General features: G+C 44.3%; 20 protein-coding genes and 2 tRNA genes. 9 read left to right on the plus strand and 13 right to left on the minus strand.

Features of this window, described 5'->3' with window-relative positions:
- Positions 1-37: 37 nt before the first annotated feature.
- Positions 38-1,105: a formate--phosphoribosylaminoimidazolecarboxamide ligase gene (locus tag BB781_RS03460; protein WP_094227111.1), complete on the minus strand. Its 1,068-nt coding sequence runs from the start codon at positions 1,103-1,105 to the stop codon at positions 38-40.
- Between the two features lie 138 nt (positions 1,106-1,243).
- Here BB781_RS03460 and BB781_RS03465 point away from each other — a divergent pair, with 138 nt between their 5' ends.
- From BB781_RS03465 to BB781_RS03475, 3 genes are read left to right on the plus strand one after another with little or no spacing between them, the layout of a single operon-like run.
- Positions 1,244-2,260: an ArsR/SmtB family transcription factor gene (locus tag BB781_RS03465; protein ID WP_094227112.1), complete on the plus strand. Its 1,017-nt coding sequence runs from the start codon at positions 1,244-1,246 to the stop codon at positions 2,258-2,260.
- A 16-nt stretch (positions 2,261-2,276) separates the two neighbouring features.
- A complete protein-coding gene (gene truA / locus BB781_RS03470) occupies positions 2,277-3,086 on the plus strand; it encodes a tRNA pseudouridine(38-40) synthase TruA (protein WP_094227113.1) in 810 nt (269 codons plus the stop codon).
- 24 nt (positions 3,087-3,110) lie between these two features.
- A complete protein-coding gene (locus BB781_RS03475; protein WP_094227114.1) occupies positions 3,111-3,686 on the plus strand; it encodes a M48 family metallopeptidase in 576 nt (191 codons plus the stop codon).
- Here the strand turns inward: BB781_RS03475 and BB781_RS03480 are convergent.
- The 5 genes from BB781_RS03480 to BB781_RS03500 form a co-directional block, all read right to left on the minus strand.
- Positions 3,674-4,705, minus strand: a complete 1,032-nt coding sequence (locus BB781_RS03480) for a TRM11 family SAM-dependent methyltransferase (RefSeq protein ID WP_094227115.1) — start codon at positions 4,703-4,705, stop codon at positions 3,674-3,676. The two genes, BB781_RS03475 and BB781_RS03480, sit on opposite strands and share 13 nt — an antisense overlap.
- Positions 4,706-4,800: 95 nt before the next feature.
- The gene (locus tag BB781_RS03485) at positions 4,801-5,088 is read right to left on the minus strand and encodes a YunC family protein (protein WP_094227116.1); all 288 of its coding nucleotides are present in this window, start codon (positions 5,086-5,088) and stop codon (positions 4,801-4,803) included.
- 26 nt (positions 5,089-5,114) lie between these two features.
- Positions 5,115-5,933: a hypothetical protein gene (locus BB781_RS03490; RefSeq protein ID WP_164997759.1), complete on the minus strand. Its 819-nt coding sequence runs from the start codon at positions 5,931-5,933 to the stop codon at positions 5,115-5,117.
- Complete coding sequence (map, locus tag BB781_RS03495; RefSeq protein WP_094227118.1) at positions 5,905-6,801, minus strand: type II methionyl aminopeptidase; 897 nt, start codon at positions 6,799-6,801, stop codon at positions 5,905-5,907. The genes BB781_RS03490 and map overlap by 29 nt, the downstream gene beginning before the upstream one ends.
- A 34-nt stretch (positions 6,802-6,835) precedes the next feature.
- Positions 6,836-8,011 (minus strand): M24 family metallopeptidase, encoded by a 1,176-nt coding sequence (locus BB781_RS03500; protein ID WP_094227119.1) that lies wholly within the window; start codon positions 8,009-8,011, stop codon positions 6,836-6,838.
- Between the two features lie 215 nt (positions 8,012-8,226).
- Here BB781_RS03500 and BB781_RS03505 point away from each other — a divergent pair, with 215 nt between their 5' ends.
- On the plus strand, positions 8,227-8,616 hold the full coding sequence (locus BB781_RS03505; protein ID WP_094227120.1) for a hypothetical protein: 390 nt from the start codon (positions 8,227-8,229) through the stop codon (positions 8,614-8,616).
- Positions 8,617-9,446: 830 nt separating this feature from the next.
- Here BB781_RS03505 and BB781_RS03510 read toward each other — a convergent pair.
- Together BB781_RS03510 and BB781_RS03515 are read right to left on the minus strand one after the other, a co-directional pair.
- Positions 9,447-9,519: transfer RNA gene (locus tag BB781_RS03510), tRNA-Asp, on the minus strand.
- Between the two features lie 73 nt (positions 9,520-9,592).
- Positions 9,593-9,700 (minus strand) — tRNA-Tyr (locus tag BB781_RS03515).
- Between the two features lie 497 nt (positions 9,701-10,197).
- Here BB781_RS03515 and BB781_RS03525 point away from each other — a divergent pair.
- Positions 10,198-12,153 carry a hypothetical protein gene (locus tag BB781_RS03525; protein WP_094227122.1) on the plus strand — a complete coding sequence of 652 codons (1,956 nt, stop codon included), beginning with the start codon at positions 10,198-10,200 and terminating at the stop codon, positions 12,151-12,153.
- The gene (locus BB781_RS03530) at positions 12,153-13,760 is read left to right on the plus strand and encodes a PEP/pyruvate-binding domain-containing protein (protein WP_094227123.1); all 1,608 of its coding nucleotides are present in this window, start codon (positions 12,153-12,155) and stop codon (positions 13,758-13,760) included. The genes BB781_RS03525 and BB781_RS03530 overlap by 1 nt, the downstream gene beginning before the upstream one ends.
- 55 nt (positions 13,761-13,815) lie before the next feature.
- On the opposite strand, the gene BB781_RS03535 is transcribed toward BB781_RS03530, so the two are convergent.
- Complete coding sequence (locus BB781_RS03535) at positions 13,816-14,178, minus strand: Mth938-like domain-containing protein (protein WP_094227124.1); 363 nt, start codon at positions 14,176-14,178, stop codon at positions 13,816-13,818.
- Between the two features lie 224 nt (positions 14,179-14,402).
- Positions 14,403-15,599 carry a methionine adenosyltransferase gene (locus BB781_RS03540; protein ID WP_094227125.1) on the minus strand — a complete coding sequence of 399 codons (1,197 nt, stop codon included), beginning with the start codon at positions 15,597-15,599 and terminating at the stop codon, positions 14,403-14,405.
- A 270-nt stretch (positions 15,600-15,869) separates the two neighbouring features.
- Between BB781_RS03540 and hisG the strand changes: the two genes are divergently transcribed.
- From hisG to hisB, 3 genes are read left to right on the plus strand one after another with little or no spacing between them, the layout of a single operon-like run.
- Positions 15,870-16,724 (plus strand): ATP phosphoribosyltransferase, encoded by an 855-nt coding sequence (gene hisG, locus BB781_RS03545; protein WP_094227126.1) that lies wholly within the window; start codon positions 15,870-15,872, stop codon positions 16,722-16,724.
- Positions 16,725-16,730: 6 nt separating this feature from the next.
- A complete protein-coding gene (hisA, locus tag BB781_RS03550) occupies positions 16,731-17,480 on the plus strand; it encodes a 1-(5-phosphoribosyl)-5-[(5-phosphoribosylamino)methylideneamino]imidazole-4-carboxamide isomerase (RefSeq protein ID WP_094227127.1) in 750 nt (249 codons plus the stop codon).
- Positions 17,481-17,497: 17 nt separating this feature from the next.
- A complete protein-coding gene (hisB, locus tag BB781_RS03555; RefSeq protein ID WP_094227128.1) occupies positions 17,498-18,073 on the plus strand; it encodes an imidazoleglycerol-phosphate dehydratase HisB in 576 nt (191 codons plus the stop codon).
- A 16-nt stretch (positions 18,074-18,089) separates the two neighbouring features.
- On the opposite strand, the gene BB781_RS03560 is transcribed toward hisB, so the two are convergent.
- From BB781_RS03560 to BB781_RS03570, 3 genes are read right to left on the minus strand one after another with little or no spacing between them, the layout of a single operon-like run.
- Positions 18,090-20,210 carry a MutS-related protein gene (locus BB781_RS03560; RefSeq protein ID WP_094227129.1) on the minus strand — a complete coding sequence of 707 codons (2,121 nt, stop codon included), beginning with the start codon at positions 20,208-20,210 and terminating at the stop codon, positions 18,090-18,092.
- Positions 20,210-21,055: a DUF4130 domain-containing protein gene (locus BB781_RS03565; RefSeq protein ID WP_242492511.1), complete on the minus strand. Its 846-nt coding sequence runs from the start codon at positions 21,053-21,055 to the stop codon at positions 20,210-20,212. The genes BB781_RS03560 and BB781_RS03565 overlap by 1 nt, the downstream gene beginning before the upstream one ends.
- The gene (locus tag BB781_RS03570; protein ID WP_242492512.1) at positions 21,052-22,194 is read right to left on the minus strand and encodes a radical SAM protein; all 1,143 of its coding nucleotides are present in this window, start codon (positions 22,192-22,194) and stop codon (positions 21,052-21,054) included. Before BB781_RS03570 ends, BB781_RS03565 begins: the two co-directional genes overlap by 4 nt.
- Positions 22,195-22,302: the final 108 nt, after the last annotated feature.

The following is a 22,302-nucleotide window of genomic DNA, read 5'->3' on the forward strand; positions in this document are numbered from 1 at the left end:
CCACCTTAATCAGAGAAACATAGGTATATTGGTAGTATTAGGATAAGATTTTATCCAGTTTACCGGTGGAACTTGCGATCTTTATTTCCTGGGCTATTCTCCTGCCTGTGGAAAGGTCAGGTTCGATAAGGTCAGAATAAGGGGAACCTGAAAGATAGATGTTAGTTCCTGCAACTATGCGGGCGGATATCTCAAATACCTTGATCTCAAGCTTGTCGGTGACTACGGTTTCCAGACAGAAAGGACCGATCATACCACCAAACAGCGCAAGGGACTGCTCAACTACTTTTTCTCCAAGGCTGAATATCTTTGGCAGAAGTGACTCCCTTGCAACAAGAGGAACATTTCCAGTTACAACATAGGTCGGGATAATGTCAGCCTCTGCAAGTTCGCGAGGGGAGCCGAGTCTGAAGATCTCATCTGCGTTAGACTCAACCCTGCGGTCCATACTGAGCATTTCAAGGATACCGGTGCTTAGTTTATAGCCATCCTCGCGGAGGGGGGAATAGAAGAAATGAAGATAATATCTTGTTCCTACAATGAATTCCTGGATGGTGAATTTCTCATTAGGATCTACATGTTCCTTGAATTCCTCATAGTTCTTGGCAACAAAGAAACCACGGCCACCTTTTGCACCGTGGTATTTGACCATTACAGGACCATTTATATCCTGAGGTTTAACTACCCTTGGCATCTCAAGACCTGCGCCTTCCAGCCACTCACGTTCCATTTCCCTGTCGGATTCCCATTCAAGAACTGCCCTGTTACCAAATGTAGGAATAGCCATCTCGGAAAACGCATCGGTACCCATGTACTCCACAAAGGAGCCGTGGGGTATGACAATAGCATTCTTTGCCCTGAGCTTTTCGAGGATGTTAGGTATGTCTTTGTAACTGTCAATAACGACAAACTCATCTGGTTTTGCCAGTGGAAAAGCATCATAGAATCGTGGCGGTTCTTTTACACAGATCCCTATGGTCCTGAAGCCTTCTTTCCTTGCACCGTAAAATATCTGAAGGCTTGAATGAGAACAAACAGTGGCAATGCTCAGATCATTAAGGTCGTAGTTCTCAACAATTTCCATTATTCGTTCTTTAGTGATCATAGTGTAATAGCCCCTAGAATTTACCCCTTATTGTTCTAGCTATTCTTTAACTTTACGAGTTACGCCTGAAAATGAAGACTTCAAGCAGAACTGAAGTTAAAGGAAACAATATAAGCCAATGTTTATATACTGCACTTTATGGGAGAGAACGAAGAAAGTACAAATTCCGAAAAAATACTCATTGTACCCCTCAATGAGGACTCAAAAAAGATCACACAGATACTTTCAAATGAAAAAGCAATGAAAATGCTTGAGATCCTTGCAGATAAGCCAATGTCTGCCAGCGATGTGGCTGAAAAGCTCGATATTCCGCTTACAACGGTCAAATACAACCTTGACGGACTAATAGATGTAGACCTTATAAAGGTCAAAGAAACAAAGTGGAGCCGTAAGGGGAGAGAGGTCAAGATATATGAGCCTGTGCAAAAACTGATCGTTGTCGCACCGGGAAGTATGAAAAATGACAGGTCATCCATCATCAGCATGCTGAAAAAGTACCTTGGACTTGTTGCAGGTGCTGTTTTTGCTGCCACAGGACTTGAAGCTATTATAAAGGGCCTCAACATGGGAGCTGGGCCCGTTATGACACAGCAAGATATTGCCGTTCCAATATTTGAAAATGATGAACCTATGGCTGCCATGAGCAAGGCCATTCCTCAGGAAGAAGCCATTGATGATGCTTTTGCAGGAAATGGGGACATGAAAGAAGGGGAAATGCCGGAAACATATACTGAAAATGTAGAAGGAACCGAAATATCCGTAGATGAGACTGTAGTTGACGTTTCTGTCGACGAACAGGCAGTTGCAGCAGATGCCCCGGATTATGACGTGACAACTGAGTCATTCAGTTCAGATATTACTCCTGTGACAAGTGACATGAGCCCGGAAATGCTTGCCTCCTCTGCACCAAACGGAACCAATACGGGAGCAGACCTTTTGAGAGAAGGAATGAACACGACTGCCTGGAACCAGACCCAACCATTCCCTATGGCACAAACATTCACCGATAATATGACCGCTTCGGCAGAACCCGTATCAGGAATATTCCAGCATGGACTTTTTTCACACGTCAGTCTATGGTTCTTTTTCGGGTGCCTTTTCATTATCATTTTGCTATTTGTTAGAGAAATGTATTATAGAAAAAAGAACATATGAAACTGGAGTGAATGGTATGAGAGTTGCTCTGAAAATAGCATATGTAGGCACCGGATATCATGGATCGCAGGTTCAGCCGGATGTTGCGACGATAGAAGGTGAACTGTTCAATGCGCTCACACAGCTTGAGATTATTGAAAACCCCAAATCAGCACATTTTTCAAGTTCCGGGAGGACAGATGCAGGAGTACATGCCAGGGAACAGGTTGTGGCCTTTGACACCGACAAAACGAACCTTGCAATACCCCGGGTGATCAATTCAAAGCTCCCAAACTCAATATGGGCATGGGCATATGCAGAAGTCCCTGATGACTTTGACCCCAGAAGATGGGCAGTCAGCCGCAAGTACAGATACATTATGAGCGGTGAGCAGTACGACATCTCCCGGATCAGAGCTGCTTCGAAGATACTTGTAGGGGAACACGATTTTGCGAATTTCTGCAGCAAAGATGAGGACAAGGGCACGGTTCGAAACGTCGAAAGGATAGATGTACGTGTAAGCGGAACCCTTACTAAGATCGATGTACAGGCAAACAGTTTCCTATGGAACATGGTAAGAAAGATGGTTACTGCCCTTACAATGGTGGGAAGCGGAGCAAGGGATGAAGAGTGGCTGAACCAGATGCTTGACCCGGAATCTTATGAGGAAGGACTTGAGCCGGCAGCTGCATATGGACTCACCCTCATGGAAGTTGAATACCCGCAGCCTATTGACTGGTGTGAGGATAGTTATGCCATCCGAAGGGCTAATGAGAACGTACATGATTATCTGGTGCGCCACCGTGTCATGGCAGAAGTAATGGACCATCTGGTCCCAAAAGAATAAATCTTCCTTTCTTTTTGATCATAAATGCATTTTACGACAACTATCAAAGACATGGTCATAGACTATGAGCTTATCCGCAGGGATATAAGGAATCCAAGACTTGAGTTCTGGGAGAATCGGTTATACCTGATAGTGCCGCAAACACACAATGACCATGAAAAGATAATTCAAAGGCATCGTCGATGGATCTATAACAGGTATTCCCGGATACAGAAACTAAAATATGTGTGGGCGGATGTCGAATTGGTCACTGGCAGGTCGGTTGAGGAACTGAAGAAAGTTGTAAACTCCTTTGTCACTAAAACCGGAAAAGAAATTGGAGTTAACCCTCAGAAAATAGGGTTCAGGAGGATGAGAACTAAGTGGGGAAGCTGCAGTTCAAAAGGAAACCTTAACTTCAATAGTCATATGAGGCACCTGCCGGACAGGATGGTCGAGTATATTGTATTCCATGAGATGGTGCATCTCATCGAACTCAACCACAGCCAACGGTTCTGGAATCACATTAAAGAACGTTTTTCAGATTATAAGGAATACGAAACATTGCTTGCAGCGTACTGGTCACTTATACAAAAACAATGCATTGATCAGTCCTTATAAAGAACCGTGTAGGTTCTTGTCAGGCTCTTGTGAACCTTCTGTGTAAATTCATCAAGAACTGAAAAACCTGCGTTCTCTGCGAAGTCGACCACATTGAGCTCGGATACTACTACTGCGAGCTTTCCCTGTCTAAGTACCCTGTACATCTCTGCGAAAGAGTCAGAATACAGATGATGCAGTGACTCTGCTTTTATGGCTGCAGAGCGGCCATAAGGAGGGTCCGTTACAATTGCATCGACACATGAATCCTTGAGCGGGACACGACAGGCATCGCCTACAAGCTGGGAATAGTCTGCATTGTAAGCATCAAGATTCAGCCTGGCCCCATGGGAGATCATATGGCGCACTTCGATGCCGATGACATGAGCACCTACAAGTCCGGCTTCCACAAGAATTCCTGCCGTTCCGCTGAAGGGATCGAAAAGTGTTTCCCCGGACCGTACCTGTGAAATGTTAACTACTGCTCTTGCAACCCTGGGCATGAGCACTCCCGGATAAAAAAATGGTTTTTTATGTGGCGCTCTGTGCTCATATTCACCCCTGTCAACAGAAGCTACAACCGAACCAAATACTGCCATATCGGTCATTACAAAACGGAATGTGACATCAGGGTTGCTGAGATTGGCCCGGAAGCCTTTACGAAAAATGCTCCCGCCAAGTCGGCCTTCGATATATTCCCTGTTGATGTTACCGTACTTTTTGATCCTCTTTGCACGGACAACGTATGTCTGACCTGCAGATAAATGTCCAGAGAGGTCGGATCTATCGCACATGGATATAATGGAATCAGTGTCTACATCACATATGTCCACAACTTTAAGAATGTGGTGGGACATGGCAAGTCTGCCTGCAATAAAGACAAGTTTTTCATCAATGCTTTCACCTTCAATGTCCAGGACAAGGCACAAGTCATAGGAAGCATGTTCCCTGTACCCAAGACCTTCCATTGAAAGACATGCAAAGACTTCTTTACGTGGCAGGATAGCGTGCTCTCCGGATAACTCAAAAGCATACAGCATGATGATGGCAATAGAGAAGAGAAGTAGTATTTAAAGAGTTTCAATGAACCTCCGGGTAAAACCACGAAAATAAAGAAAAAAACAGACAGGAATAATCAGAACATTAGTTCCAGTGCTTCCTGCCCTGTCATACCTACTTTGATACCAAGATTCATTGCCGCCTGGGTGGCCCCGACAACCGGTGCCTTAAGTGCGTCATCGAATGTCCTGACACCTTTAACCTTGACTGCAACATCATTGAGGATACCTGCGGCATCCATATCGAGATAACCGCACATCAAAAAGCCCCTGTCAGCTCGGATAACAAGCAAAGGAGCATTATGCATATGGAAACTTAGGCCCATGGCAGATCCTTTCTCAAGTTCTATCTTCTCGACAAGCATCATTAATCACCGATTCCGTAGTACGTTTAGGAAACATTCGATTTGCCGGCATTTAATTTCTCAAGAAGGTGATCCGTAAGCCCCGGAAATATCCTGTCAAGCATGGAAGGCGATCCGGCCATTGAATTATTGACAGGAACAGCTTCTGTAATATTATTCTCTTTTTGCTGAACAGGAGGTTCTTCTATTGAAAATTTGAGAACAGCTTCACCCGTAAAGCCAAACTTACCATAGATACGAGTACCTTTTGAACTTTCGTTTATAGATTCATTGTCAATACCTTCTATGGAAATAACATCCATTTCATGAGGAAGGTTTATGGTCACAGATGTTCCGGGTTCACCCTGAAACCACATCGTTGACCCTGATCCTGTGAGTGGTGTTTTGAAATCATAAAAGACCAGATAACTGTTGACTATATCATTTTGCTCATCCACCGGTCCGATAAGTTCACGGGACATATCAGAGTCCACTCTCAAAAGAGTCACATTCTTTGAGGACTCATCTATTTTTACATCCATGTTGTCCTTTATGGATTTGAAAAATGATTTGCGGGTATTTACATCGGCTTTAAGTAACTCCCATGCACTGACAAATCCATCGTGATCACCAAATTCCATATCAATGAATGTTTTGAATATTAAAGATCGTTCTCCGGAATATTTTTCAGTGTATCCCCATATCATGCTGTCAGTCTTTACATTGATGTTGTTATCCCATTCATAGGCAGCACTTGCCGGAACAGATAACATTGAGAATAACACGATGAACAATAATAGATTTCCAATCCTCAATATGATCTCATCCTTTGTTTCTTTATTTAGTAGTAACTTCGCATCCGTCATCTGTGACTATGAGAGTATGCTCTGTCTGAGAAACCATCCCACCGGATACTTCCTTAAGTACCGGATATGAATGGACAATCCCGGCTTTTTCAAGCTGTATCAGGGCAAAATCAAGTTGGGGAGTATTAAGCCATCTTTTTGCAAACGGAAGGGTCCTGTAAGGTTCAAGCTCCTTGAGAAGAGCCCTCGCTGCTGGCAAACGCACAGGTTTTCGGTTTATGACCTGAAATATCTCTGTAAGGGAGCCATCCACAACTTTCCCAACACCATCTGTAGCAAAAGGTTCTATCGCTATGATGTCACCTGTATGAAGTACGACACCGTTGCTTACTCTTCTGTTGGGTACACTTGGATGTGCGTGAGGGATATACTGTGCAAGGCCATGTCCGGTAAGGTTTCCTACTGGCTTATAGTCGTGGGCAAGAATAGCATCTTCTATAGAAGCTCCGATGTCTGCCGTGTTTACACCATTTCGGACAGTATCGATCGCAGCTTGCAGCCCGTCCTCAGAAGCTTTCACAAGGTCGCTGTACTTACCAGAAAGATCGATGGTGATTGCAGAATCTGCAATGTAGCCATCCACATGGACCCCAAGATCAAGCTTAATTACATCTTCACCAAATACAGTTTGATCTCCGGCAAATGGAGTTGCATGTGCGGCTTCATCATTACGGGAAATATTACATGGGAAAGCCGATCCATCCGCCCCGAGCTCAATAGCTCTGTTCTCTACGAACTCGGCTATTTCAAGAAGGCTGACATCCACCTTTATTAGGTCTCTTGCCTCGCTTCTTACCTGCGAGAGTATCTTTCCTGCTTTGACATATTTATCTATGATCTCTTCGATCTCCTGAACTTTGTCCGCCATTTGAAATCTCCTTTATATAATTAATTTTTCAGGACTAATATACAAACCTCTTTTCCATCTCTGTCAGATTCTCAAAACCATCTGAAGTTACAAGAACCATGTCCTCCAAACGTATGCCACCAACATCGGGATAGTACAGTCCCGGCTCGATTGTGATGACATTTCCTTCCTCAAGTGCAACCTCACTGTTGCCTACAAATGGAAGTTCATGTATCTCAAGCCCGACGCCATGTCCTGTGGAATGGATGAAACCTACATTTGACCCTTCCCGAATAGTGTCGTAGCCTTTCTCTTTAAAGACATCACAGACTTTGTTGTGTATTTCGCTGCATTTGACCCCTGGTTTGACCATCTCTATGGCAATTTCCTGTGCTGCAAGGACAGCTTCGTACATGTCAGCTAGTTTTTCGGAAGGCTCGCCTTTGAGCACCGTCCGGGACATGTCGGCATAATACCTTTCTCTCTTGCTACGTGGAAAGATATCTATTACGATGGGCTCATTGGCCTTAAGAAGACCTGTGCCTACCCAGTGCGGATTTGCAGAGCCGGTACCACCGGCAACGATTGTACTCTCTGCCTCACAACCATGTTCAAGAAGAGTTATGTCTATTTCCTTGCGAATAATTTCAGATGTCAGGGCAAAGCCGTGGTAATTGAGTGTGCCTTCGACATCTTCGGACTTTCGGACCATCTCAACAGCCGCTTTCATTGCTGTGTTACAGGCATCCTGAACTTTTTTTATGGTCTTGATCTCTATAGGATCCTTTCTTGAACGAAGTTGAGCAAAGGGACTTTTGATAGCCTCTATGGAGAAACCCTCTTCCTTGAGGGTCTGAGCAATATAATATGGGAAATCCCTGGGAACTGCAACTCTTCTTGCACCTTCCTTTTGCAGTATATGCGCAAGGCAGTCGCAATAGGCAAGAAATGGATCCTGTCTTTCCTTTACTTTTGACCTATAATCACAATCCTGTAGTGTGCGAATATCAGAAACCCTTGATTCTATCTCCGCCCTTCCTTTTTCCATGTCTGAAACAAGGATCGTTTCAGCTGCGCCTTTTGTATGAAAATAAGCGAACTCATCTGATGCAAAAAAACGGGTTGCGTAATAGATGTCTGCATTGTTCGAATTCCCTACCATCAGATATACATCTGACCTGTGGCTTTCCAGCAATCCGGAAATATCAATGGGAACTGTTGTTGAGGTCATAATATTATATCTAGTAGTTACTAGTACAAAATTGTTATCAAATGCCCGGCTTGGAAAGGGCAACCTAAAATCCCGGATGATTTGCAGACCGATGTATCAGAAAGTAATATGCTCATATCTCTGCAAGTATTAGTACATAGGACCTGTTTTTATGTCCATAAACATACAAGAGATCCCCATTCTGGTTATATACAACTCCATAAATATCAGCTATTATGCACAATGCAAATCAGTACGTTTCACAATTTGCAAATATATCAGAATTCCTCATGGACATCAAATATATTATCTTGTTTTACGTACTTGGTGATTTCCTGACAACTGCCCAGGCTCTCAACTATGGGTTTGAGGAAAATCAGTTTCTTGCAATGGTATTCCAGAACTATGGAGTAGGTTCCCTTCTCATTCTGAAGGTGTTCTTCCTCGCAATAGTATACTGGAATTACAGAATGTTGAAGGATTCGGGCTCCAGATGGACATGCCTCCTATGGGAAATGTCCAGAAAAAGTATAGCGATTATTGGTTTGTTCCTGGTGGTGAACAATCTGATGGTCATTTTTATGGAATGCAGCTTAGTGCAGATAATCCATACTATGGCTCTTTAACTTCCCCCTATAAAAAACGGAAAAACGGCTTAAATAAATTAAAAACGGAAAAACTGAAAATCCACCATTTATTTTTTTTACTTGCATAGTTACCTAAATTCCAATCATAACAAGTCTTTAATTGGTTTTTGTTCAACGCCTGAAACACAAAAGAATAGCCTGTACAGTAATTATGCTGCAGGACAAAAGTTTGCAAGTCCTTCCTGCATAAGTACATCTGGCCTGAGATCATGAGATAATAGCTGAAAACAAACTAACAACCACCATCAAAGCTAGATAAACAGACACAAGAAACATAACCCTTAGCACCGTAGATCGAACTTGCTTACCAAACATAACAGTCTGCAGATTAGATGATATGATATTAATAGATTTTGTTATGTGGCAAATTTATGCACATACTGATAATAATGTATTTTATGAAGAAAATGCGCTCACCATTCGCTTGGAAGGTCCATCTACTTGTTGCAATTCAGCAGAGTATAACAGTAACAAACAGAAGGCTGATGCGAGAGTATTCTTATCTTTGTAGTTATAACTGGCAGATCTAAATCAAAACAGATATCGATAATCCATTAGTAGGTGATCTAAGGAACATTCACAAATCCCACAAATAAAACGACTGCCAGTAGCAGGACAAGATATAGAATCCCAACCATCATGACTTTGAATAGGTTTGAATTGCCAGAAATATTCATATCCGACCAACTCAAATAAATAACGTTCAAAATATCAACCGTTAGTAATATTGTGTGATATACAAAATAATAGATCATACATTGAATAATAAAAAGAATAAATCCCCGGATAAACAGGGATTTAAACGAATACGCCCGAACCGGGATTCGAACCCGGGTCGGAGCCTCGACAGGGCTCCATGATAGGCCTCTACACCATTCGGACATTGACAAGTTTTCGCTTGTGAGCACCCCTATAAAGAGGGTTTTTCTATATAAAGCTTTTCATGATTTAAAAGTCCCGCCTCCCAGACTCGAACCGGGGGCATCGCGGTGCCTGCGCGTAATGTGATCATGTCACATGAACCAAACTACAGCCGCGCACTCTACCACTGAGTTAAGGCGGGTCTAACAAATCATGCTTCCGCACAACATTGTTGTACGATGCAACACTCCAATACGCACAATCATACTTAGCTCTTTCGCCGGAAAACGCATATGAAAACATGAAGCATATAAATAAGAAAAATGAGGGCTTGTAACTCTTTAAATTTCATATTATTTAGAACTACAAATTGTGAGACGATGCTACACTACGCGGCGAACGTATCTATATCTATTTCTGGAGGTATGGGTTTTGACCTTGTCTCTATCCATAAATGTATATTCCAGTAAATTCTACATTTAAAATGGGGAATCTCAACAAACTTTCAAGGCCGGTAAGCTATATGATCCCGCAAGGCCCTCTTCGTCCACTGGGAGTGTACCCTTTACCTTATAGCACCGCATGGCCCTTTATAGCTGGAAGGCCCGAAGCTGCAGCATTCCCACCACATGACAACGGTAATTTGGCGTATCAATAAAAAGCTCCGCACAAACGGACAGACAGAATGAGGCGACATGAATGATGAAAAAGAAATCCATCATACGGGAACTTGGAGAAGATGAGCTGCTCCTTCCATATCTTGTCAATGCCGCACTTCTTGCAAATGATAGGATCAAATATTACTTAACCTTGCTTCAGACCGCAAAGGCAAAAGCTGAACATCCTACCATGGAATTCCCTGACCTGAGGGTTGAGAGGGTCACTGCCGGTGAGAAGGATGCCGAGCTGGATAATACAGTCATGTCGTCCGTAAAACTGGATAGCGGGAAATTCATGATTCCATTCTCGGACAGGATCATCGGCTACATCTGTGGCTGCATGGAAGATATGATCCGCCCTTTTGCTGTTTCAGACAAAACAAATGAAGAGGCCTTCACCCACAGATTCACAGAAATATCCAGACTCCTGCCAGGACCTGATACTAAAGTGATCACCAATGAAGATATAACTATGATAACATCCGGAGACCGCGGACGCGGTGATAGCCTGCACATGCTGGTGATGGACCTGCACAAGTCCCTCAACAGATTGCAGGAAGAGATAGCCGGGGAGATCATAGATGGTGCAAGCACGTACATGCTCACTGATAACGACAAAGTCCTCGTAAAAGCTTTCATGAAAGGACTGAACCGTACCGCACCCCTGAAGTTCGGCCATCCGGGGCTGGGGACAACGGTCACACGAAGCGGCCAGAAACTGCTGATACAGAACGATATAGGGGAAACGGATGCCCACGTTATGGTGATAAATGTCCAGGGAACAGATGCCTCAATGACCTACACCGATGTCCACATGCCCAGATTGCTGTTCTTCCAGAGCCTTTTCGATGCATACAGGGTTGAATGGGAAGACACGCTCTCCAAAAGCGCCTGTGAGCAATTAGAGGAAAGGATCTTTCATCTTTCCGTGGGGAAATACTCTGCCACGGACACGGACAAACTGGAAATATTCCTTGAACATCTGGGCTCAAGGATCGTCTTCCTTATCGACTGGAACCGAGCACGTAAAAAGTTGCGTAATTTCATGCGCAACAGGGACTGCATCCAGGTGCTCAAGTGGGCTGCGGACAATGAGAAGGGTCATAGGGGTTTCCTGGTCCTTGGTGGGGAACAGCTTATATTCGAGTCCCTGGAGGTTGCATCCAAGATACCCATGCGCTACGGAGAGCCTTTGTATCAGGTCATAGGCGGGGAAAGGACCATGGAATTCTTCAAATGGGTCCTTGAAAGATCCTCTTCGGGCCTGTTGGAGAAACAGACCCACCTCTTCATACAGGACGAGATCAAAGCAGAGCTTCTCAGATACTTCCATTCGGCACACCAGGATCTTATGGAGCTCTGTTCCGAGCATGCATCCCTGATGGTGGAGATGGCTACCACGGTCAATGACACCCTTCTGCATATCCGGTATGGAGAAGATGCCGAGCTTGTAAGGAAGAATGCGAACAGGGCAAAAAAATGGGAAAAGGATGCCGACGAGCTGGTTAACAGGATCAGGTCATTGTCCCGCAGGATAGAGGTTGCAGAGTTCTTCACAACCCTGATAATGATTGCTGATGATGTAGTCGACTACATGGAGGAAGCGGCTTTTATGACCACTATTGCAGTGGACACTGTGAGATCTGAGAACATCCGTACATGCCTGTGCTCAATAGCCGGAATGACCTTGAAAGGTTGCCAGGAGTTCTTGAAAGCCTTGTATGCTTCCCAGTACTTGACCCTCAGTTTTACCCCGGAGGAAATGCAGAACTTTCTCAAGTCCGTGAACCTTATCTTCGATGTGGAAGAGGAATGTGATGCTGCTTTGCGTACTGCAAGGACCCACATTATAACAGAAAGCGCAGATTTCAGGGAATTGCACGTTGCCATGGAGATAGCCGTAAATCTCGAAAAGTCCACCAACTCACTGATGAAAGCCTCTTTCACCATCAAGGACAACATCTTTGAGAGCCTCAACCTCTGGGGGATGCGCTGATGGCGGATACTGCAGGCAGGATGGTCACTTTCGGATATGGATACAGGACAGAAGCCCCTGTGGAGGAGTTCGGCAGAAAGGCATCTGTGCTTGCCGAGATGGCATCACTGGGCATACCTGTGCCGCCGGGATTCGTACTGAACGTTTCGGTATGCGAGGACTATTTCAAGAATTCCCGAAAACTTCCCCAGGATGTACCTGACCAGTTAAAGAATGGAATATCTTTCCTTGAAAAGGCCACAGGGCTCTCTTTTGGAAGTGAGCGTAAGCCACTGCTCGTTTCTGTGAGGTCCGGGTCGGCAATATCGATGCCAGGTGCCATGGAAACCGTACTCGACGTGGGACTGAACCATAATACGGTCAAAGGCCTCATATTTCAGACAGGAAGCCCGAGGTTTGCCTGGGATTCGTATCGCCGGATGTTTGAAAGTTTTGCAAGAACTGTATTTTCCCATGGAACTGAGCATTATTCCCCCCTGCTTGAGGAAATGATGGAGAGAGAAGGTATCTCCGAAGAAAGCGAACTTGACTCTTTCCTGTTGGAAGAACTGATAAGGGACTATGAACGCGTTTTCCAGAACAATGGCATGAAAAGGTTCCCTGTGGATAGTTATGAACAGCTCGGACTTGCGGTCACTGCGGTCCTGGATTCCTGGATGAGACCCAAGGCCCGGGAATACCGCAGGATGGAAGCCGCCCAAAAGGTCCGGGGAACGGCCGTGACGGTCCAAGCCATGGTGTTCGGGAATAGAGGACCGCACTCCGGAGCAGGTATCATTTTCACACGTAACCCCTGGTTGGGGGAGAACTGCCTTGTGATCGATTTCAAGTTCGGCGTACAGGGAGAGGACTTAGTCTCAGGCTACCGGGCAGGGACAAAGAAAATGGAATTGAAAGAGGTGCTGCCCGACGTGCATAAAGACCTTGTGAAATTCGGGAAGATCCTTGAGATGTACTACAGGGACATGCAGGACATAGAGTTCACCATCCAGGAGGGAAGATTGTACATTCTGCAGAGCAGGGAGGGCAAAAGGGCACCCTTTGCAGCCCTCCGGATTGCAGTGGATATGGTTGACGAAGGGCTCATAGATACAAAAATTGCTCTGGAGCGGATTAAAGGGATCGACTTGGATGACATCACCATGCAGGAGATCGTCTCAAAGGAGAGGGTCATCGGGAAGGGAGATCCTGCATCATCTGGAGTTACCAGCGGAAGGATCGCTCTTTCTAACAAGAAGGCGGAAAGTTTGTCAACGGAAGGCAGGGTGATACTTGTAAGGGAAATGCCCTCTTCTGAGGATATAATAGGTATCAGGGCAGCCAGCGGATATCTGACAGCCAGAGGGGCAAGGACCGCACATGCGGCTGTCGTTGCGCGCCAGATGGGGAAGGTCTGCATAGTCAACTGTATGGACTTGCACACAGAACCTGATTCAGGAAGATGCACCATAGGAACACAAGAGCTGTGTGAGGGGGACACCATAAGCATTGACGGGATTTCCGGTCATGTTTATGAGGGTGAGGTAGAGATAGAATATGAAAGACCGCTGGAGCTCCTTTCCAGGGTTGGGGAGTGGAAAGAGTTAGCCGGGAAAAAATCTATTTAAACCCGACATAAAGAAAAAAATCGGTTTTGGACCATGCCAGGATCCATGTTAGAACTTAACATGTCAGATGAAACAGCCCGATAGCCTTGCCTTCTGCTTCGTTCCATTTCTTGATCGCTTCAGAGGTTGGCATCAGTTCCACATCACACCCCTTTTTTCTGAGATATGCATCCGCCTTTTTGGAGATCTTCACCATACCTTCCTGGCCTGAACCTATTATGATCCTCTCAGCCCCTTTCTCGTAAACATATTTTGCTTCTTCCACGGATATCTTGTGGGACGTGCCATAGACTTCCCTGGATAGCTTCTTCTTGCGCTTCTTTACATCACCATCCAGACGAATGATGATGTCTTTCTCAAAAGTCTTACCTTCTACAGTAATGCTTCCAAATTCGGTTGCTTCTATGTTGGGTTTCATACTCCTGTCCCCCTTACTTCAAATGATTTATTATCTCATCAGCTTCATATAACTTTTTGCAAAGCTCCCGGGATGGAGATGGAACTAAGGGGTCTGGATCAAAATAAGAACGTCCGTTTATGAATAAAAATAAGAGAAATAGCAGAACAAAACAAAGATAAGAAAAAGAAGATGCTATCCTGTATTTGACACAGAACAGCTTTTTTGATATTTAATTGTCAAGCTCAGAAAGTATCAAGTTCGCCGTTAATGACCATCCGGGTTATCTTTGTAACATCGGAAAGCCATTCGTCCATAAGAACCTCAGTTTCTGCCCTTACAGAAGCAAAGTTTGCACCGTCTTCAGGAATTATCTGCGCACTTGCCACAAATGGCTGGTCTATTGGCTGGCCTATCTGGGAAAGCAGCTTAATGTAAACATCCTGAACACCAGGGACAGCCTTTACGATATCCCTTGCCATCTGAGTGGAAAGCAGATTGTAGATCTTACCAATGTGGTTGATCGGGTTTTTACCACTGGTTGCCTCCATACTCATAGGCCTGTTTGGAGTAATAAGTCCGTTGCAGCGGTTGCCGCGACCTACAGAACCATCATCACCCATCTCAGCAGAAGTACCGGTCACAGTAAGGAACACGGAATTGCACTTCACATTGTCTGCTGCATTAATAAAGGTCTTAACATTACGATCTGTACGTTTAAGTGCAAGATCAGTCACATAATCAGCCATTTCTTCTTTTATATTGAGGTAGTGATCCATATCATCAATGTGCCTTCCAACCATGCCACAGCATATTGTCAGGTTGATGTCATCCCCATCCCTCAAACCCATGACCTTAATATCAGTTCCAATACCTGGAACCTTCTTTTTCAGGTCAGTTATTAACATCCTCTCAGACTCGTATACAATCTGTTCAAGTTCTGAAAATGGAGCGTGTCCCACACCAAATGAAGTGTCATTTGCCATTGGGATTCTGTCTCTGTTGAAAACATCCCTGAGATCTGAGGAACCGGTACCAAGTTTGCAATCTACGATAATGTCACTTTCAAGATCAAGATCTACTATGTTAGTCCGGAGGTACTGCCTTGCTGCCCTAAGAGCAACAGCTTCTGCCGGAATTTCTATACCTTCGAATTCCTTGGTTGCCCGCCCAACAAGAAGTGTGTATATAGGCTGGATAACCTCTCCGCCACCGAACTGCGGATTTGACCTTCCTGCCACTATCTGTGTTTCGTCTGTATTGTGGTGGAGAACTACACCACATTTTGCAATATATTCCTTGCACAATGCACGGCTTACTGCCTCTGCAAGACCGTCAGAGATACTGTCAGGGTGACCGACACCCTTTCTCTCCACAAGTTCTATCTGTTGTTTTTCCACCGGCGTTTCAATCAAGTGTTCAACTTTGATGTTTCGCATCATATTAATCCTCTAGAAAATCAATTAAGTGACAAATAAAAGATAAGAATAGATAATTAAGGTTAATTATGTATCCTTCGCTATATCAAGCACGTATTAAATATATAATATTACCCATCAAAGAATATAACCTGAAATAATAACCACGTTCTTTTAAATGAATGTTTTAAATGAATGGGCAAGAATAAGAATTCAGCGTGAACTCTATATGCTATAAATGTCTTTCAAAGAACATTCAATTGATACTGATTATAATTTCACGGAAGGATCCCCATGATACGCATTGCAATACCCAATAAAGGGCGCTTACATGACCCCACTGTAAGTCTTCTCAAAGAGGCTGGGCTCCCTGTACTTGAAGGGGGGACAAGGAAACTTTTTGCCAAGACTAGTGATCCTGAGATCACCTATCTTTTTGCAAGAGCTGCAGATATTCCCGAGTATGTACAGGATGGTGCTGCAGATGTGGGAATCACCGGTCTGGACCTTATAAATGAAACTGGATCAGACGTAGAGATTCTTCTGGACCTTAAATTCGGCAGCGCAAATCTTGTTCTTGCCGTGCCTGAAGATTCCCCAATAACTTCTGCAAAAGAACTTGAAGGAATGCGTGTTGCCACTGAATTCCCCAATATCACTGCCAAGCACTTCAAGAACCTTGGAGTGAACATTGAGGTAATAAAGGTGAGCGGTGCATGTGAGATGACACCACACGTAGGGATTGCCGATGCTATTGTAGACATTTCCAGCTCCGGCACGACCCTTGTAACCAATCACCTGAAAATGATTGAAAAAGTATTCTCCTCATCTGTATACCTTATTGCAAATAAGAAGACAAAAGAGAACAACGGAAAGATCGGACAGATCAAGACCGCTGTGGAAAGTGTCCTCCGGGCAAAAGGGAAACGTTACCTGATGATGAACGTGCCTGCCGATTCACTGGAAACTGTCAAGAAAGTCCTTCCGGGACTTGCCGGTCCAACTGTGATGAAAGTTGAATCAGATGACTCAATACTTGCAGTGCATGCAGTTGTTGACGCAGACGGTATCTTTGCCACCGTGGACGAACTCAAGAAAGCAGGTGCCAAAGATATACTGGTAGTGCCCATTGAGAGAATGATGCCCTGAGGTAACATGACCTTTGAAGTAATACCTGCTGTTGACATAAGAAACGGCAAATGCGTACAACTGGTCCAGGGAATTCCCGGCAGCGAAATGATATCCATAGATGATCCAGTGGCAGTAGCCAGAGACTGGGTGTCCCAGGGTGCTAAGACATTACACCTCATAGACCTCGACGGCGCCATTGATGGAAAACGTAACAATACCCCTACCATCGAAAAAATAGTCGAGGAATGCAAACCTCTTGGAATAGAGATACAGGTTGGCGGAGGGATACGCTCTTTTGATAATGCGGCCGATTTGCTAAAAATAGGGGTTAACAGAGTCATACTCAGCACAGCAGCCATAAATAACCCCCTAATTATCAAAGAGCTGGCAGATGCATTCGGAAGCAGGCACATCAACGTTGCCCTTGACTCTAAAAACGGCAAAGTGTCTATTGAAGGATGGCAAAAACAATCCGAATTCACGGCCATTGAAATGGGGATCAGGTTTGAAAAACTGGGAGCTGGAAGTATCCTGTTTACAAATATTGATACCGAAGGATTGTTGCAGGGAGTCAATACCATACCTACCGAAGAACTGGTGAAGTCAGTCAGCATCCCGGTGATAGCATCCGGTGGCGTTACAAGCCTTGATGATCTAATTGCTTTAAAAAAGACAGGTGCTAAAGCAGTGGTTGTCGGAAGTGCACTATACACAGGGAAGTTCACACTTCCAGAAGCGATAAATATAATCAGTGAAGAATTATACAAGGAATAGAGTAACCGGGTGCACCCATGAGAAAAGCAAATATATCACGTAAAACCAGCGAAACCGATATCTTCATCAAACTGGAACTTGATGGAGAAGGCTTTGCAGATATCAGTACTGGCATTGGTTTTTTTGATCATATGCTCACTGCATTCACAAAACACGGGAACTTCAATCTTACGATCACAGCTATCGGCGATCTTGTTGTTGATGATCACCATCTTATAGAAGATACCGGCATCGTTCTGGGCCAGGCAATAGCAGAGGCGCTTACTGACAAAGCTGGCATTGCAAGATTCGGAGAAGCACGTATACCAATGGATGAAGCAATGGCAAGTGTTGCCCTTGATATTGGAGGGCGCAGCTATCTTGTAATGGACGCAGAATTCAAGGCTCCAAAAGTCGGAGAATTCAGCACTCAGATGGTAGTTCACTTTTTTGAAGCCATTGCACAGAACTCAAAGATAAACATGCATGCCCATGTTTATGGGGACAATGACCACCATAAGATAGAAGCACTTTTTAAGGCATTCGCCTATGCTTTTCGAAGAGCTGTTACCATTGAAGGAAAAGGGATTAAAAGCACAAAAGGTGTGCTTTAAGTCCAAAAATACAGTTTCATCCCAACTGAAACTTGCTCATTAATTTATTGTAGAATGCCTGTTCTTTTCCATTCGTCTTTTTGGAAAGCCTCTCAACTATAAGTTCAGGAGTACTTTTTGCAACATAATTGTAGCGTGGGCTCCTGTCAACTATCAGATTCAGATCGGCATCCAGTCCTTTTGCTTCTATCCCGTCAACCCTGATATTGCATGCCGTATTTTCCATAATCAGCCCTGAAAGATGTGACACGAATATAGATATGGTACTGCTGTTCTCATTGAGTACTTCAAGTATACCTGCCATGATTTTTGCCGATGCTCCTGGTTCTGTGATGGATTCAAGCTCATCTGCCAGCACAAATTTTGCAGATTCATCAGCCACTACCGAAAATTCAGTAAGAGTTGTTTCGAATGCACCTGCATCCAGAGTGCCTTTTGATTTGGCAAAGTAATACATCGACTCCGTGAGAGAGAGTTCCATATTCTGCGCAGGAACAGGGAATCCCATATGAGCAAGAATGATGCTCTGGGCAAGAAGTTCCAATAGAGATGTTTTCCCACCAGAATTCACACCACTTAAAAGCACAACCCTGGTGCCCTCACCTTCGGGACTGAAACTATTATCCCCTACTGAATAGTCAATGGGTACAACGTTACCATGCCTGGAAAGAAGGAACAGGTTTCGCCCATCCTTAAAACCAATACCCGTACTATTCATGATCTCCGGCATCTTCAGATCGTATGCACTCGCAAAAGAACCTATGGCAAATCCCACATCAAAATCGAGCACCTCACGAACCATTTCCCGGACAATTGTCCTGTATGAAGACAATATACGGGAAACCTCACGTTTATGATTGAATTTCCTTTTCTGGACCTTTTTGTTCAGATATTGTTTCAGAGAGCTAAGAACATCAACGTCTGCTTCCACAGGATGCATAATTCCTTCCGGGAACAAGGAATCAACCATCAATCGTTCTTTCTTTTCAAGCTGAAGTTCATTACATATCCTGTCCGCACCTTCTTTGACGATAGTATGATAACTCTTATGCAGTTTCTTCCCAAGCATCTCCTTCAACTCAATGGAACCGTTCATAACCTTCAGCATATCCTGCCCGCTAAGTGTCATCTGGCTGTTCTCAAGACAGGAATTAAGATTTTCATTGACAGAACGGACAGTTTCTGTGACAGATGAATTAAGCCTGTCCATTGCATCAGAAATCCTATCCACCTCCTCATCCGTTCCATGGGCAATGTCGCCATTCTCGTCTATCAGGGCCAGTGTGGATGCAAGCAGCTCAAGTTCATCATCGTCCGTCCTGTCAAAAAAACGAATTCCCCTAGAACGAAGCAACCTTATCACTTTAATGGAAGATTCTAATGACTTCAGATTTTTGGAGAATACCAGTATTTCCTTTTCAGGTACAACCTTGAAATCATCCAATTCTTCCAGATCAGAAAAGAATTCCGGCTCCAGGTCTTCAGGCAGATCGAATGACAGGTAATCATCACCCACTACAATAACCTGGGAAAAGCCCCTGGAAACATCAATGAATTCTGAAAGGGAGCGTGCAAGATGCACATCAACCAGCCCTGCAAAACGTTTTCTTGCAGACTCGTAACTATCCTGGTCAGATGTTATGATCACCCTGTCACGTACCTTGGGACACTGGTGTTTAAAGTTAAGCTGGGAGGTCTTTGACAGCAAGTCAACAATATTCTCATCCCCTTCCAACACAGTGGCAGTTTCCATATAATAGGATACTGACTCACGTATCTGCATTATTTTTTCAATTTTGGTTGAAGGATACGGGAAGAAGACATGCAGTTTGTCCCTGGAGTATCTTGTATGGGTAAATTCCTTCACAATATCAAGCAATTTTTCATAAACATCCATTGCCTCTCTTGTTCTCAAAAAATCAGAAACTGTAACCCCTTCAGCCCTGGAAGCTACGTCCTGTATCAGAGATATGGCATATCGCTGGCCAATACCTTCCACCTCGGAGATGCTGGCGATGTCACCCGCAAGTATAGCATCCAATGCCTGGCTCTCACTACCGAAATGTTCTACAAAACGCTTTGACATTTTGCCCCCTATACGAGGAATATCCTGTAAAGTCCTTACATCGGCTAACATTATACATCCGGGTTAGATGCGAAATTATCCAGAGTGCAGTTTGCAATCCCTCTTTCAACCTTGTACCTGTCTCTTTCTGACATCATGCTCATGGACGCTGAATCTTTGGGTTGCAGTTGCTTAGCATGGCTTTTATTTCTCCTTTTTTGTATCATCTGAGAATCGTAATACATGTCCCACATTTCATCAACCTCATCACACGCATTAGAGAAACCCAGACTCCCTGCCAATGAGGAAGGAACCTTTGTGAAATGTTCAAGCCCCACATGCCCGCCATTGCCGATCCAGGCAACATCTCCCTCTATGACAGAAACCGGAAGATCAGGGTTCTTCCTTGCAAGCCAGCGGCAGAACATGTCACCTATCCGATGCGGTGAATCCACTTTAACAGACAGCACACCATTTACTAAATATGGGCGGGCAAACATGCATAAACGATGATAAGATCGAGACACAGCACGCATATAATTATAGTATTTCTTACCCGTGATGCTCTTGCCTGAATAAAGCAGTTCAGCATTGCCCTTGCAGGAACACAGAAAACGGACCAATTCTATTGGCTTTGAACTTCCGTGCCTTAATACCATAGCAATGTATCCTTCAACATCCGGATCACGCTGGAACATCCTTGAACCCTGTTTCCCAAATATATTACGGACAAGCATTGTTGTGTCGGCCACGCATCTGAAACCAAATACTTTCACTTCATCAATACCCGTAAAATCCATTTTTTGTTTCAGCTCATCCTTATCCTTTGCAGAAATGAGATCACAATCCGGATTTTCTATAAGCTCTGCACATGCAAGCAAAATACCCTCTACATTATCTCTGAAAGCTACGATCATGCACCCACCCCTGCAAAAGAGAAAAGGTTTGTCTGCTTTTTCCCGTTAATTTCTATAAATGGACGTGCACGGGCAAGCACAACGCCCATACGTGTAAGTTCTTTTTCTGATTTTATTGGCCTTGACTGAATTATCCTGTTAGCACCGACAGGACCAATTCCCGGCACTGTGAGCAACTGTTCCCTGCTTGCAGTGTTTATGTTCACCGGGAACATATCCGGACTGCATGACGCAAGCAACATCTTTGGATCAGCATCAACAAGAAAACCATTGTCATCAAGAACACGATCCAGATCACTGGCAGTCAAACCATAATCTTTCAAAAGATAGGATGTCTGATATAGCCGTACTTCCCTCCACAAAGGAGAAGGGTCGTTGCTTTCAAGAGGAGTAAAGGGAACCGGATCAAAACTCATAAAATAAGGTCTTCTCAGTTCATACCTGTCCATGAACTTTTCAACGGTTTCGATTATCTCCCTGTCAGGTTCCTGCAACGCACCCACGACAAACTGGGTATCATTGGCACCGACAATACGACCCTGGAAACCTGCCTCACATCTTTTCTTATTTATAAGGTCCCGTGTCCACTGCAACCGCTGGAGCACATCGCTCTGGTAATCAAAATTCGGGCATATTTCCGAATAGTTCACTGAGCTTGTAGTCTCTGCATTAACACCGAACTTGTTTGCATAATCTGCAATTTCCTCAAGCAGATACTTTGGAGTACCCGGCATTACGCGAATATGAATGTAACCAGTGAATCCCTGGCCTCGCAGAAGTCTTGCAACATCCAGTTGTTTCTCTGCCGTCCTTTCGGCGTCCCCGATTACGCCTGAGGACAGGAACAAGCCTTCTATGGCATTCCTTCGGTAGAAAGACCACGTGATCTTTACAATTTCCTCAGGACTTAATGATGCACGCACAGAATCTCTTCCACACCTGTTGGGACAGTATGTGCATTCCCCAGAACACGCATTTGTCATCAATGTCTTGTAGAGCTGTATGCAACGACCGTCCGGTCCGAAAGCATGACAGACCGCGCTCTGGTTGCAGCTATCGTATTTAGTGCCTTCGGACAGTACCCTCATCCTTTCCATAAGCGTCATATGGTGCTCATTAGCAGGATTTCTTTGAATCATCAACAGATAATATGTATGACATGAATATAAACCGCTGGCAAGCGGGGTGAAAGTATTCAGGAAGAAAACAGATAGTACCGGCAAAAGTACAAAACAATAACTAATAAT

The organism is Methanolobus psychrotolerans (assembly GCF_002243045.1).
GTDB classification, from domain to species: Archaea; Halobacteriota; Methanosarcinia; order Methanosarcinales; family Methanosarcinaceae; genus Methanolobus; species Methanolobus psychrotolerans.

Bases quoted from the DNA above. Each gene is read 5' to 3' on its own strand.
- BB781_RS03460 (WP_094227111.1), bottom strand. From the start codon at position 1,105: ATGATCACTAAAGAACGAATAATGGAAATTGTTGAGAACTACGACCTT.
- BB781_RS03465 (WP_094227112.1), top strand. From the start codon at position 1,244: ATGGGAGAGAACGAAGAAAGTACAAATTCCGAAAAAATACTCATTGTA.
- truA (WP_094227113.1), top strand. From the start codon at position 2,277: ATGAGAGTTGCTCTGAAAATAGCATATGTAGGCACCGGATATCATGGA.
- BB781_RS03475 (WP_094227114.1), top strand. From the start codon at position 3,111: ATGCATTTTACGACAACTATCAAAGACATGGTCATAGACTATGAGCTT.
- BB781_RS03480 (WP_094227115.1), bottom strand. From the start codon at position 4,705: ATGCTGTATGCTTTTGAGTTATCCGGAGAGCACGCTATCCTGCCACGT.
- BB781_RS03485 (WP_094227116.1), bottom strand. From the start codon at position 5,088: ATGCTTGTCGAGAAGATAGAACTTGAGAAAGGATCTGCCATGGGCCTA.
- BB781_RS03490 (WP_164997759.1), bottom strand. From the start codon at position 5,933: ATGACGGATGCGAAGTTACTACTAAATAAAGAAACAAAGGATGAGATC.
- map (WP_094227118.1), bottom strand. From the start codon at position 6,801: ATGGCGGACAAAGTTCAGGAGATCGAAGAGATCATAGATAAATATGTC.
- BB781_RS03500 (WP_094227119.1), bottom strand. From the start codon at position 8,011: ATGACCTCAACAACAGTTCCCATTGATATTTCCGGATTGCTGGAAAGC.
- BB781_RS03505 (WP_094227120.1), top strand. From the start codon at position 8,227: ATGCACAATGCAAATCAGTACGTTTCACAATTTGCAAATATATCAGAA.
- BB781_RS03525 (WP_094227122.1), top strand. From the start codon at position 10,198: ATGATGAAAAAGAAATCCATCATACGGGAACTTGGAGAAGATGAGCTG.
- BB781_RS03530 (WP_094227123.1), top strand. From the start codon at position 12,153: ATGGCGGATACTGCAGGCAGGATGGTCACTTTCGGATATGGATACAGG.
- BB781_RS03535 (WP_094227124.1), bottom strand. From the start codon at position 14,178: ATGAAACCCAACATAGAAGCAACCGAATTTGGAAGCATTACTGTAGAA.
- BB781_RS03540 (WP_094227125.1), bottom strand. From the start codon at position 15,599: ATGATGCGAAACATCAAAGTTGAACACTTGATTGAAACGCCGGTGGAA.
- hisG (WP_094227126.1), top strand. From the start codon at position 15,870: ATGATACGCATTGCAATACCCAATAAAGGGCGCTTACATGACCCCACT.
- hisA (WP_094227127.1), top strand. From the start codon at position 16,731: ATGACCTTTGAAGTAATACCTGCTGTTGACATAAGAAACGGCAAATGC.
- hisB (WP_094227128.1), top strand. From the start codon at position 17,498: ATGAGAAAAGCAAATATATCACGTAAAACCAGCGAAACCGATATCTTC.
- BB781_RS03560 (WP_094227129.1), bottom strand. From the start codon at position 20,210: ATGTTAGCCGATGTAAGGACTTTACAGGATATTCCTCGTATAGGGGGC.
- BB781_RS03565 (WP_242492511.1), bottom strand. From the start codon at position 21,055: ATGATCGTAGCTTTCAGAGATAATGTAGAGGGTATTTTGCTTGCATGT.
- BB781_RS03570 (WP_242492512.1), bottom strand. From the start codon at position 22,194: ATGATTCAAAGAAATCCTGCTAATGAGCACCATATGACGCTTATGGAA.